The sequence below is a fragment of the Stenotrophomonas maltophilia group sp. vghtpe118 genome, from assembly GCF_052605195.1.
In genome coordinates this window covers 257306-269419 of record NZ_CP199672.1, presented here as the reverse complement: position 1 = coordinate 269419, position 12114 = coordinate 257306, and the positions used below count along the sequence as shown (strand labels likewise).

General features: G+C 67.2%; 11 protein-coding genes. 1 reads left to right on the top strand and 10 read right to left on the bottom strand.

Translation table 11 applies throughout. The features are described 5' to 3' along the window. Positions 1-36: 36 nt before the first annotated feature. From folD to ndk, 10 genes are all read right to left on the bottom strand, one after another. On the bottom strand, positions 37-915 hold the full coding sequence (folD, locus tag ACUDTM_RS01375; RefSeq protein WP_180868502.1) for a bifunctional methylenetetrahydrofolate dehydrogenase/methenyltetrahydrofolate cyclohydrolase FolD: 879 nt from the start codon (positions 913-915) through the stop codon (positions 37-39). 172 nt (positions 916-1087) lie between these two features. Further along, the gene (locus tag ACUDTM_RS01370) at positions 1088-2920 is read right to left on the bottom strand and encodes a monovalent cation:proton antiporter-2 (CPA2) family protein (protein ID WP_445391070.1); all 1833 of its coding nucleotides are present in this window, start codon (positions 2918-2920) and stop codon (positions 1088-1090) included. A gap of 218 nt (positions 2921-3138) precedes the next feature. Further along, positions 3139-4275: a molybdopterin-synthase adenylyltransferase MoeB gene (gene moeB / locus ACUDTM_RS01365; RefSeq protein WP_445391069.1), complete on the bottom strand. Its 1137-nt coding sequence runs from the start codon at positions 4273-4275 to the stop codon at positions 3139-3141. Between the two features lie 175 nt (positions 4276-4450). Continuing rightward, complete coding sequence (der, locus tag ACUDTM_RS01360) at positions 4451-5848, bottom strand: ribosome biogenesis GTPase Der (RefSeq protein WP_005413118.1); 1398 nt, start codon at positions 5846-5848, stop codon at positions 4451-4453. Between the two features lie 18 nt (positions 5849-5866). Next, positions 5867-7075: an outer membrane protein assembly factor BamB gene (gene bamB, locus ACUDTM_RS01355; protein ID WP_111007940.1), complete on the bottom strand. Its 1209-nt coding sequence runs from the start codon at positions 7073-7075 to the stop codon at positions 5867-5869. Next, entirely contained in the window at positions 7075-7713 is a 639-nt protein-coding gene (locus ACUDTM_RS01350; protein ID WP_061477900.1) for a YfgM family protein, read from the bottom strand. The genes bamB and ACUDTM_RS01350 overlap by 1 nt, the downstream gene beginning before the upstream one ends. A gap of 65 nt (positions 7714-7778) precedes the next feature. Continuing rightward, on the bottom strand, positions 7779-8648 hold the full coding sequence (locus ACUDTM_RS01345) for a RodZ domain-containing protein (protein ID WP_088496168.1): 870 nt from the start codon (positions 8646-8648) through the stop codon (positions 7779-7781). Positions 8649-8666: 18 nt separating this feature from the next. Further along, entirely contained in the window at positions 8667-9452 is a 786-nt protein-coding gene (gene pilW / locus ACUDTM_RS01340) for a type IV pilus biogenesis/stability protein PilW (RefSeq protein ID WP_061477902.1), read from the bottom strand. Then, a complete protein-coding gene (gene rlmN, locus ACUDTM_RS01335) occupies positions 9439-10644 on the bottom strand; it encodes a 23S rRNA (adenine(2503)-C(2))-methyltransferase RlmN (RefSeq protein ID WP_005409296.1) in 1206 nt (401 codons plus the stop codon). Before rlmN ends, pilW begins: the two co-directional genes overlap by 14 nt. Before the next feature lie 10 nt (positions 10645-10654). After that, positions 10655-11080 (bottom strand): nucleoside-diphosphate kinase, encoded by a 426-nt coding sequence (gene ndk, locus ACUDTM_RS01330; RefSeq protein ID WP_005409295.1) that lies wholly within the window; start codon positions 11078-11080, stop codon positions 10655-10657. A 342-nt stretch (positions 11081-11422) separates the two neighbouring features. Between ndk and ACUDTM_RS01325 the strand changes: the two genes are divergently transcribed. Then, positions 11423-12076: a TetR/AcrR family transcriptional regulator gene (locus ACUDTM_RS01325; protein ID WP_061477903.1), complete on the top strand. Its 654-nt coding sequence runs from the start codon at positions 11423-11425 to the stop codon at positions 12074-12076. The last annotated feature ends 38 nt before the right edge of the window (positions 12077-12114 follow it).

Below are 12114 nucleotides of genomic sequence, written 5' to 3'. Positions count from 1 at the left end.
TATCCCTCAGGCACCTGAGAACAGCCCCAGGTGAGGTCAGCTCAGCGCTTCCGCCGCTTCCAGGGTGTTCTGCATCAACGTGGCCACGGTCATCGGGCCCACGCCACCCGGCACCGGGGTGATCCAGCTGGCCCGCTGGGCCGCCGCCTCAAACCCGACGTCGCCCACCAGGCGGCCGTCATCCAAGCGGTTGATACCGACGTCGATCACCACCGCGCCCGGCTTCACCCACTCGCCCGGCACGATGCCCGGACGGCCCACCGCCACCACCAGGATGTCGGCGTTGCGCACGGCCTGTTCCAGCACGTCCTTGGGGGTGAACTTGTGGCAGCTGGTCACGGTGCAGCCGGCGATCAGCAGCTCCAGGCCCATCGGCCGGCCCACATGGTTGCTCACGCCGACGATGGTGGCGTTGCGGCCGCGGACCGGCTGGTCGGTGTGGCCCAGCAGCGTGGTGATGCCGCGCGGGGTGCACGGGCGCAGGCCGAACTCCCGCAGGGCCAGGTGGCCGACGTTTTCCGGGTGGAAACCGTCCACGTCCTTGCGCGGATCGATGCGCTGGATCAGCCGGCGCGCGTCGGGGATGCCCGGCAGCGGCAGCTGGATCAGGATGCCGTGGATCTTCGGGTCGGCATTGAGCTGGTCGATCAGCTCGAGCAGTTCGGCTTCGGTGGTGCCGGCCGGCAGGTCGTAGTCATGTGCTTCGATGCCGACCTTCTCGGCGGCACGGCGCTTGTTGCGCACGTACACGGTCGAGGCCGGGTCGCCCCCCACCAGCACCACGGCCAGGCCCGGGCGGCTGCCGCCGGCGGCCACGCGGGCGTCGACGCGCACCTTCAGGCTGTCGAGCAGGTCCTCGGCGATGCGGCGGCCGTCAAGGATGCGGGCAGGATGCTGGGGGGCGGAATCGGTCATCGGGGGCAGGCGTGGGGCGGCGGGGACGCTATTGTCCCTGATTCAGGCCCCCTCGCCCACCGCCACGGCTCCGATCCGCCCGCCCTTGTAGAGCCGAGCCTACGCTCGGCTCACGCGCGCAGCGCGGCGTTATCGCAACCCGACCGAAGAGCAGCCGAGCATGGGCTCGGCTCTACTCTTCCTCTTCCGGCACGTCCTGCGGGTTCAACGTCTTGCTTGCCCGCTTCGGTGCGGTGAACGGCGTCGGCGTCGGCACGCCCTGGCCGGAATTGCCGAACACCATCTTGGCGCCGGCATTCAGACCACCACCGGCAATCTCCAGCTCGAAGCGCTCGGCGTCGCGGCGACGGATCTGCTCGGCAATTTCGATCGCATCGTCCTCGTCCGCACCCAGTTCCACCAGCGCGGCCTGGCCGAACAGCACCGCCGACTCGAACGTCTCGCGGATCTGGAAATCGACACCGGCATGGATCAGCCGCAGCGAATGCTCGCGGTCGAACGAGCGCACCATCAGCTTGGCCTGCGGGAACTCGTGCGACACCAGCTCAACAATGCGATCAGCCGCCTCGGCCTTGTCCACGCACACCGCAATCGCACGTGCGGTGGCCGCGCCCGAGGCATGCAGCACGTCCAGTCGCGTACCGTCGCCGTAGTAGATCTTGAAACCGAAGCGCGCCGCGCTCTGGATCATCTCCACATCGTTGTCGATGATGGTCACGTCCACGTCGCGCGCCAGCAGCGACTGGCTGGCGACCTGGCCGAAGCGACCGAAGCCGATCAGCAGCACGCTGCCGGACAGGCCGTCGGCCTCGTCCACGCCATCCATGTTCACCGTCGGCTTCGGCGCGATGCGCTTGTAGACCAGCACCACCAGCGGCGTCAGCGCCATCGACAGCACCACCACGGCGGTGAAGTTGGCATTGATCTCCAGGCTGATCACGCCGGCCGAGGCGGCGGCGGAAAACAGCACGAAGGCGAACTCGCCGCCCTGCGCCATCAGCACGCCGCGGTCCAGCGCCTGCGCGTGGTCGCTGCCCATGATGCGCGCGACCACGTAGATGCACAGCGCCTTGGCCGCCATCAACGCCAGCACCAGGCCGAGGATCAGCTGCCAATTGCCGGCCACCACGCCCAGGTCCAGCGCCATGCCCACGCTGAGGAAGAACAGGCCCAGCAGGATGCCGCGGAACGGCTCGATGTCCGCTTCGATCTGGTGGCGGAAGGTGGATTCGCTCAGCAGCACGCCGGCCAGGAACGCGCCCATCGCCATCGACAGGCCGGACAGCTGCATCAACAGCGCGGCGCCCAGCACCACCAGCAGCGCGGCGGCGGTCATCACCTCGCGCGCCTTCGACTCGGCCAACACGCGGAACAGCGGATTGAGCAGGAAGCGGCCGACCAGCACCAGGCCGACAATGGCGCCCACGCCGATCGCCACCGACAGCCAACGCGAACCCTCGCCGCCGGCACTGCCCGCGCCCGGCGCCATCCAGGCCACCAGCGCCAGCAACGGCACGATCAGCAAGTCTTCGAACAGCAGGATCGAAACGATCTTCTGCCCCGACGGCAGCGCGATGTCACCGCGCTCGGCCAGCAGCTGCATCACCACCGCAGTGGAAGTGAGCACGAAGCCGGTGGCGCCGATGAAGGCCACCTGCCACGGCAGCCCGAACAGCTTGGCGATGCTGGTCAGCACAAGCGCACAGGTGACGATCTGCAGCGTGCCCAGCCCGAAGATCTCCTTGCGCAGGCTCCACAGGTGCGAGGGCCGCATTTCCAGGCCGATCACGAACAGGAACATCACCACGCCGAGCTCGGCGGTATGCAGGATCGCCTGCGGGTCGGAGAACCACCCCAGCCCGAACGGTCCGATCGCCAGGCCAGCGGCGAAGTAGCCCAGCACCGAGCCCAGGCCGGCCCGGCGGAACAAAGGCACCATCACCACCGCCGCGCCCAACAGGGCGACGACCTTGACCAGCTCGCTGGTCGCTGCTTCTACCGCCATGCGGTGTGTTCCCCGAGATCCAGAATCGGGTTCAACAATAGAGCAATGCCGATGACGGCAATAGCACGCATGTTGCGCCGGATTGTCTTGGCGATGGAACGATGCAGGGAGCGATCCCCAGCATCATCCCGAAACCCGATACATCCATCCACGCATGGCGTGGATCTACTAATGCGTCGGTAGATCCACGCCATGCGTGGATGAATCCCCGGCCAGCCTCACCCACCCCGGCAGAACGCGGCGTAATCGATATACCCCGGGAACGGCACGCCCGGCGCACACACCGGGCAATGCGGGTCCGGCCGGATGCCGGTCTCGCGGAAGCGCATGCCCAGCGCATCGAAGCGCAGCAGGCGACCGACCAGCGGCTCACCGATGCCCAGCAGCAGCTTCAGCACCTCGGTGGCCTGCAGCACGCCGGCCAGGCCAGGCAGCACGCCCAGCACACCGGCCTCGGAACAGTTCGGCGCGAACTCCGGCGGCGGCGGCTCGGGGAACAGGCAGCGGTAGCACGGCGCCACGCCACGCTGGCGGCCAGCGTCAAACACGCTTACCTGGCCGTCAAAGCGCTCGATGGCGGCATAGACCAGGGGCTTGGCGTGCTTGATGCAGGCGTCGTTGAGCAGGTAGCGCAGCGGGAAGTTGTCCGAGCCATCCAGCACCACGTCCACGCCCTCGAGCAGCGCATCCACGTTCTCAGAGGTCACCCGCTCCGGCACCGCCTCGACCTCGATCGACGGATTCAACGCCAGCAGCCGCTCGCGCGCGGAATCGACCTTGAGCTGGCCGACGCTGGCTTCGGTATGCACGATCTGCCGGTGCAGGTTGCTGCGCTCCACGCGGTCGTGGTCGGCGAAGCGCAGGTGCCCTACCCCGGCGGCGGCCAGATAGAAGCCGGCCGGCGCACCCAGGCCGCCCGCACCCAGCACCAGCACGCGCGAATCCTGCAGCCGGCGCTGACCGGCCTCGCCCACCTGTGGCAGCAGCAGGTGGCGCGAATAACGATCAAAGAAATCGCGGTCGGCGGCACTGGCCAGCGGCTGCACCAGTGGCAGCGACTGCTCGCGCCAGGCCACGGTACCGCCCGTCACGGAAGCGACCTGGGCGTACCCGGCCTCCAGCAGGAACTGCGCGGCATCGGCCGAGCGCTTGCCGCTCTGGCAGATCAGCAGGATCTCCTGGTCGCGCCGCGGCAGATGCGCGGCCGGGTCGGCCTGCAGCTCGCCCTTGGCCACGCCGCGCGCGCCCTCGGCCATGCCGCCGGCCCGTTCATGCGCCTCGCGCACATCGATCAGCACGGCGCCGTGGGCCAGGCGCTCGCGTGCCTGCGCGGGGGAAAGCTCTTGGATGCTCATGGCCGCATTATCGCGCACGTGGCGGCAGGCCGCCTTGACCAGAATCTGTAGAGCCGAGCGCAGGCTCGGCTCTACAGGTCCACCGCAAGCCTACGGTAGCGCCAGCCCTGCGCCCGGGATCAGATCCCATTTCCCCACAACAAAAAAGGCGGCCCTGCGGCCGCCTTCCCGTGAATCACTTGCCCTTGACGTGCTTCATCAAGCGCCGCTTGGCCTTGACCTGCCGCTCGGTGAGGACGTTCTTCTTGCCCTCGTACGGGTTGGTACCCTCGCGGAAGATGAAGCTCACCGGCGTGCCGATCAGCTTGAAGCGCTTGCGGAAGAAGTTCTCCAGGTAGCGCTTGTACGACTCCTGCAGCTCCTTCAGGCGCGTGCCGTGCACGATGAAGGTCGGCGGGTTGGAACCGGCCGGGTGCACGTAGCGCAGCTTGGAGACATGGCCGCGGATGGTCGGCGGCGGGTTGGTCTCGTAGGCCACTTCCAGCGCCTTGTTCACTTCGCTGGTGGTGAAGGTCTTGTTCGCCGATTCGTGCGCACGATGCACCGCACGGAACAGCTCACGCAGGCCCGAGCCGTGCTTGGCCGAGATGCGCACCGATTCGGCCCACGGCACGAAGCCCAGCTTCAGCGACAGCATGGTTTCCGCCTGCTCGCGCTGGTACTCGGTCAGGCCATCCCACTTGTTGATGGCGATCACCAGCGCGCGGCCGGCATCGAGCACGGCACCGAGCACGGTGGCGTCCTGGTCGGTCACGCCTTCGGTGGCGTCGAGCATCAGCACGGCCACCTGGCACTGCTCGATCGACTGCATGGTCTTGACCACCGAGAACTTCTCGACGACCTCATCCACGCGCGAACGACGGCGCAGGCCGGCGGTGTCGATCAGGCGGTACTCACGGCCGTCGCGCTCCAGGTCCACCGCGATCGAGTCGCGGGTGGTACCCGGCACGTCGGAGGCGATCATGCGCTCCTCGCCGAGGATGCGGTTGACCAGGGTCGACTTGCCCACGTTCGGGCGGCCGACGAAGGCGATGCGGATGCGGTTCGGATCGTTGTCCAGCTCTTCACCGCTGCCTTCTTCCGGCAGGCGCTGGATCACTTCGTCCAACAGATCGTCCAGGCCCTGGCGATGCGCGGCCGAGACGGTCAGCATCTCGCCGAAGCCGTAACGGGCGAACTCGGAACGCACGCTGTCCTCGTCGGTGCCGTCGATCTTGTTGATCAGCAGCAGCGTCGGGCGCGACAGCTTGCGCAGCCAGGCCAGGATCTCGTCGTCCAGCGCCGAGGTGCCCTCGCGGGCATCGACGACGAACAGGATCAGGTCGGCTTCGGCCGCGGCCGCACGGGCCTGGCGCGTGGTGGCGCCGGCCAGGCCTTCGTCTTCCCCGGCGATACCGCCGGTATCCACGACGAGGAAATGGTTGTCCTCGTCGAGGCGGCAGACACCGTAGTTGCGGTCGCGGGTGACGCCGGGCTGGTCATGGACCAGCGCGTCACGGGTGCGCGTAAGCGCATTGAAAATAGTCGACTTGCCGACATTCGGCCGTCCAACCAGGGCGACCAGAGGCAGCATCGCGATTACTCCAATTTTTTAGTTTGCCAACCGGAAGGCGGTCAGCTTGCCATCCACGTTCTGCACCAGCAGCACCCCGTCTACGACGACCGGCTGGGCCAGCAGGGCGTCGCCGCCACTTTTTGCCCGTGCCGCCATCGCACCATCGGAGGTCTGCAACCAGTGCACGTATCCCTTGTAGTCACCGACCACGACGTAGTCGCCGTGCAGTGCCGGGCCGGTCAGGGAGCGACGGGCCAGTGCCGTCTGCGACCACATGGCTGCGCCGCTGGCCTTGTCCAGGCCGAACACGCCGCCCTTGTTGTCGGTCACGAACACATTGCCGGACGATACCGCCACGCCACCGGCACCGCCATGGTCGCGCGCCCACAGCGGGCGACCGGTCGGGCCTTCGATGGCCATGGTCTGGTTCTTGAAGCTGCTCACGTACAGGGTGTTGCCGTCGAGCACCGGTGCGCCGTCGACGTCCGCCATGCGCTCCAGCTCGGTGCGGCCTTCGCCGTTGCCGAGGTTCTGTTCCCACAGCGTGCGGCCATCCTGCTGGGCCAGGGCCGCAACCGCGCCCTCGTCCTTGCCGATGAACAGCACGCCCGGGCCGGTCACCACCGGCGCGTTGCCGCGCACGGTCAGCGCCGGCAGCTCGCTCGGGTTGAACCACTTCTGGGTGCCGTTGCCGACATCGAAGGCGGTCACACGACCGTCGTTGCTGCGCACGTAGACCATGCCCTGGGCAACGGCCGGCGCGGCGATCACTTCACCCGGAACACGGGCGCGCCACTTCTCGCTGCCGTCGTTGATGTCCAGCGCGATGACCTGGCCATCCAGCGTGCCGATCACGACCAGGTTCTCACCGACACCCGGGCCGCCGGACAAGCGCAGCTTGGCCTTCTTCTTTTCCTTCTTCGGCTCCCAGGTCCAGACCTTCTTGCCGGTCTGCAGGTCGATGGCGTGCACGCCACCGGTGATCGCCGCAGCGAACACGTGGCCGTTGGCCACCGCCGGGCCCTGGCGCACACCGATGCGACGCTCGCCCTTGCCGAGGTTGACCGACCAGATCTTGCTGACCTTCACGGTCGGCTCGAACTTGACCAGCTCAGCCGGTTCCTGTGCCTTCTTCGCCGCCGCGTCCTTGCCGGCGAACCAGCCCTTCATGGTGCCGCAGCCGGTCAGGGCCATGCCCATCAGGAGCACGGTGGCGACGCGGGTGATCATGACCTTCTGACTCATCAAACCGACTCCGCAGGGGCGGCAACGGTGCCGCCGGCGTCCATAACCTTGGTTTCCAGCAAGCGCCGCTGCGGCGCTGCCACGTCCAGCGTCTTCAGCGCCTTCTCGTACTGTACGCGGGCCTCATCGCGCTTGCCCTGCGCCATCAGCGCATCGCCATGGATTTCCAGGCTGCTGCTGTCGGTGGCGCTGCCCAGCAGCTTGATGGCCTCGTCGCTCTTGCCGGTGGCCACCAGCAGGCGGGCCACACGCTGGTCGACCACGCGCTGCAGGTCGCCTTCGACCTTCACGTTGCGCAGGGTGGCCAGTGCCTCTTCGTTCTTGCCGGCGTCGACCTGGGCCTTGGCCAGCTGCAGCGCCGCGAGGTCGCCGTAGATGCTGGACGGGCCGGCTTCGAGCGCCTTGACCGCCTTGGCGGCGTCGTCAAGCTTGTTCTGCTGCAGGCCCTGCAGGGCCTTCTGGTACTCGACATTGGCCGAGGCCAGCTTGCTGCCCTGATCCTTCTGGTACCACTGCCAGCCGGCAATGGCACCGATGGCGATGACTACGCCACCGAGGATGCTGGCGCCATTCTTCCGCAGCCAGCTGCGGACGCGTTCACTTTGTTCGTGCTCGTCGAGCAGATCGTCGATCGCCATGCGTACTCTCGCCCCGCCCGTCGGGAGGGACCATTGGGTTTAATCGAAGGTGGTGAAACCGCGCCTCAGTGCGAAACCGGGACTACGGAGCCTTCAGAGGATACCTGAAAGCGTGCCACGTTGGCTCGCTGGTAGGGCGTCAGATCGACGATAGCGCCGTTCTGCTGAACCTGGACCGCCGAGGCGTTGCCCAGGGTCACCCGGGTCACCTGGCCCGGCGTGAAGCTGCGGGTCTCGCCGGACTTGATCAGTGCCTTCTCGACGGTGCTGCCGTCCGGGCCGCCGATGTCGACCCAGCTGTCGCCGCTGAACTGCATTTCCAGCGCATTGCCGGCAGCCGGGGCCGGCGCCGGGCGCGGCACCGGGGCCAGCGAGGCGACGTAAGGGGTGGCCGCCGGCTTGCTGGCCGGGGCCATGGCCGCTTCGGCCGGGGCGGCCGTCTCGCTACCGGCTGCGGACGGCGTGACCGGCACGGCGGCCGGGATCACGTCCAGCGAGGCGGTGCTCGGCGACGGGGTCGCGCTGCCGTCGAAGTGGCCACGGGTGGCGAACCACACCGGCACCGCCAGCACGGCGGTGATGCCCACGTACAGCGCGCGCCGGCCGAGGTTCTCGGCAATGCGGCGCGCACGCGGGGTATGGGTATGGCTGACCAGGGTGGGCGGAACCACCGGGCCGACCTGGGCCTGTTCCAGCAGCTCGCCCACGTCCACGTCGAGCAGGCGCGCATAGCTGCGCAGCTGGCCGCGCACGAACACCGGCGCCCCCAGCTTCTGCCATTGTTCCTCTTCCAGGGACTTGACCACCTGGACCGGCATGCGCAGGCGCGAGCCGACATCTTCGAGGGTCAGTCCGGCCGCTTCACGGGCCTGGCGCAGGCGGGTGCCGCAGCCGGCCGCAGTCTCGAGAGCGCTCACAGTCTGGTCATCAATCACAATGCATCAACCCTGGAGTTAGGAGCCCGCATCCTGCGGAAATTCCTGTCGAATCCGCTGCAGATAGCGATCAGATGCCGCCCGATCGCCCAGCCTCGCTTCGATTTGAGACGCAAGTTGTAACACGGAACGCGTTGCGGGTGCAGCCGCAATCCTACGTTCGGCGAAGGCCCGGGCCTCCATGTAGCGGCCCTGGCGGAAGCTCAGCTGGGCCATCGACTCCAGCGCCACCGGGTTGGCCGGCGCCGCGACGAGTGCCGCGCGCAGGTCGCGCTCGGCACGTTCGAGCTGCCCAGCGTCCAGTGCGCAGCTGCCGGCATTGGCCTGCGCTTCGCCCGGGGTGGCATAGCCCGGCGCCTGCAGCGCCCGGTCGAACCAGACCAGCGATTCGGCCGGCTGGCCCTGCTGGCACAACCAGGCACCGTAGTTGTTGAGCACGTCTCCGCGCTGCGGCGCCAGCTCGGCGGCCTTGCGGAAATTCTCGCCCGCCTGGCGGGTGCGGCCACGACGGTCATCGATGCCGGCCTGCAGCACCAGCGCATCGGGCGCCTCGGGCGCCAGCTTCAGCGCTTCGCGCACCTTGCGCTCGGCGGCGTCGAGATTGCCGACCTGCATGTCACGGGTCGCCAGGGTCAACAGGTCGCGCCAGCGCACTTCGCGCCGCACGCTTTCCGGGTCAGCCACCGAATAGACCGGCGCCTGGCTCGGCCCAAGCTTGGCCTTGGGATGGGATTTGCAGCCGCCGACCGCAACGGCCAGCACGCCCGCGAACAGAACCAGCCAGAGGCGGTCAGGCCGCGGCATCGCTCCCCTTCCCCGCCTGCAGCGTCTTGTTGAACTCCGCCTGGCGGCGGGTGCGGTCCATCACCTGGCCCTTGAGCTGGCCACAGGCGGCATCGATGTCGTCGCCACGGGTGCGGCGGACCATGGTCAGCACGTTGCTGTCGAGCAGGATCTTCTGGAAGGCGCGGATGTGCGCTTCTTCCGAACGCTCGTAGCGGGTGCCCGGGAACGGGTTGAACGGGATCAGGTTGACCTTGCCCGAATCCTTGGCCTGCACCGCGTTGTCGAACTGGCGCATCAGGCGGGCCAGCTCCCGGGCATGCTCAGGCTTGTCGTTGATGCCCTTCATCAGGGTGTATTCAAAGGTGACCGACTCGCGGCGCTTGTTGGCGCGCAGGTAGCGTGCACACGAGGCCATCAGCTCGGCGATCGGGTACTTCTTGTTGAGCGGCACCAGCGTCTCGCGCAGCGCGTCGTTCGGCGCATGCAGCGACACCGCCAGCGACACGTCGCTTTCGGCAGACAGGCGGTCGATCTGCGGCACCAGGCCAGAGGTCGACAGGGTCACGCGCTTGTTGGCCAGGCCGTAGCCCAGGTCGTCGCGCATCACACTCATGGCGCGCACGACGTTGTCGAAATTCATCAGCGGCTCGCCCATGCCCATCATCACCACGTTGGTGAGGCGGCGCATCTGGTGCGGCACGTTGCCCAGGTGGCGTGCGGCAACCCACACCTGGCCGATGATCTCGGCGGTGGTCAGGTTACGGTTGAAGCCCTGGGTGGCGGTGGAGCAGAACGTGCAGTTCAGGCCGCAACCGACCTGCGAGGACACGCACAGCGTGCCACGGGTCTTGTCCGGGATGTACACGGTCTCGATGGCGTTCTTGCCATCCACGCCCATCGCCAGCAGCCACTTGTGGGTGCCGTCGGCGGAGGGCTTGTCGAACACGATGTTGGGAACCAGCACCTCGGCATGGGCCTGCAGCTTGGCGCGCAGGACCTTGCCGAGGTCGGTCATTTCATCGAAGTCGGTGACGTAGCGATGGTGGATCCACTTCATCACCTGATGGGCACGGAACTTCTTTTCGCCGAGGACCTCGACGAAAAACTTCTCCAGGCCCGCGCGATCGAGGTCGAGCAGGTTCTGCTTGCCAGCCGTGGGTGCCGACTTCGGCAGCGGCTGGATGGCGGGGGACTGTACGACCTCGTTCACGGCATTACTCTCAGCGCGAGACGACTTCGGTGGCGGCGAAGAAGTAGGCGATCTCAATCGCGGCATTCTCGACCGAGTCCGAGCCGTGGGCGGCATTGGCATCGATGGATTCGGCGAAGTCGGCGCGGATGGTGCCCGGCGCGGCTTCCTTCGGGTTGGTGGCGCCCAGCAGGTCGCGGTGGGCCAGGACGGCGTTCTCGCCTTCCAGGGCCTGGATCATCACCGGGCCGGAGATCATGAACTCGACCAGCGCGTTGAAGAACGGACGCTCGCGGTGCACGGCGTAGAAGCCTTCGGCTTCACGACGGGACAGCTGCTTGTACTTGGCGGCCACGACCTTCAGGCCGGCCTTCTCGAAGCGGGCGTAGATTTCGCCGATGACGTTCTTGGCAACGGCGTCCGGCTTGATGATCGAAAGGGTGCGCTCCAGCGCCATGGGATGTCTCCAATGGAATCGGGCCGCTGATGGCCCGAAGGGTAACATGAAAAAAACCCGCGTCGGGACGCGGGCTTAGCCTGATAAACGTAGGCGAATTGTAAAAGATAACGCGGCTGGGTGGTAGAGGGCCTGCGGCCCTCCTGTAGAGCCGAGCCCATGCTCGGCTGACCTTTGGAAAGAGCAGCCGAGCATGGGCTCGGCTCTACAGGTTCAGATCCACCCATTCACCCACCTGAGTGAAATCTGACCGGCCCGGGCAATTTTGCTGCACTGCAAAATGCCATACGCTACCGTCTGGTTCTAGTATCAAACAATCGTTTGATTAAGGTCCGCCCACCGATGGCCAAGCCCGCACACTTCTCGACCAAGGACCGGATCCTCGGCGCGGCCGAGGAGCTGTTCGCACAGCACGGCTTCGCCGGCACCTCGCTGCGCCAGGTCACCAGCCAGGCCGACGTCAACATCGCGGCGGTCAACTACCACTTCGGTTCCAAGGAAAACCTGGTCAACGAGGTATTCCGCCGCCGCATGGACGAGATGACCGGCGCCCGCCTGTCTCAGCTCGAACGCGCCCGCGCCGAGCACCCTGGCGAACTGCGCCCGGTGCTGGCCGCCTTCGTCGAGCCGGCCCTGGCGCTGGCCCAGGACCGCCAGAACGGCGGCGCCTTCGTGCGCGTGATCGCCCGCGCCTATGCCGAGAAGAACGACAACCTGCGCAAGTTCCTGTCCGACCACTACGGCCACGTGCTGCGTGCATTCGGCAAGGCCATCGGCGAATGCGTGCCCGGCCTGAGCAAGGAAGAGTTGTACTGGCGCCTGGACTTCCTGGCCGGTTCGCTCACCTATGCCATGGCCGACTTCGGGCTGATCAAGCGTCCCGCCGGTGTCACCGAAGCGGCGCATCGTGCCCATGCCGCCCACGAACTGATCCATTTCGCCGAAGCCGGGTTCCGCGCCGCCGCACGCGCCAGCGCCCTGCCCGCTTCCGTTTGATTCCACCCAGTAACTGCTGACCAACAAAGGCCCTACAC

Excerpts from the sequence above, each read along its gene's own strand:
- folD (WP_180868502.1), bottom strand. The coding sequence starts at position 915 with ATGACCGATTCCGCCCCCCAGCATCCTGCCCGCATCCTTGACGGCCGC.
- ACUDTM_RS01370 (WP_445391070.1), bottom strand. The coding sequence starts at position 2,920 with ATGGCGGTAGAAGCAGCGACCAGCGAGCTGGTCAAGGTCGTCGCCCTG.
- pilW (WP_061477902.1), bottom strand. The coding sequence starts at position 9,452 with ATGCCGCGGCCTGACCGCCTCTGGCTGGTTCTGTTCGCGGGCGTGCTG.
- der (WP_005413118.1), bottom strand. The coding sequence starts at position 5,848 with ATGCTGCCTCTGGTCGCCCTGGTTGGACGGCCGAATGTCGGCAAGTCG.
- ndk (WP_005409295.1), bottom strand. The coding sequence starts at position 11,080 with ATGGCGCTGGAGCGCACCCTTTCGATCATCAAGCCGGACGCCGTTGCC.
- ACUDTM_RS01350 (WP_061477900.1), bottom strand. The coding sequence starts at position 7,713 with ATGGCGATCGACGATCTGCTCGACGAGCACGAACAAAGTGAACGCGTC.
- bamB (WP_111007940.1), bottom strand. The coding sequence starts at position 7,075 with ATGAGTCAGAAGGTCATGATCACCCGCGTCGCCACCGTGCTCCTGATG.
- moeB (WP_445391069.1), bottom strand. The coding sequence starts at position 4,275 with ATGAGCATCCAAGAGCTTTCCCCCGCGCAGGCACGCGAGCGCCTGGCC.
- ACUDTM_RS01325 (WP_061477903.1), top strand. The coding sequence starts at position 11,423 with ATGGCCAAGCCCGCACACTTCTCGACCAAGGACCGGATCCTCGGCGCG.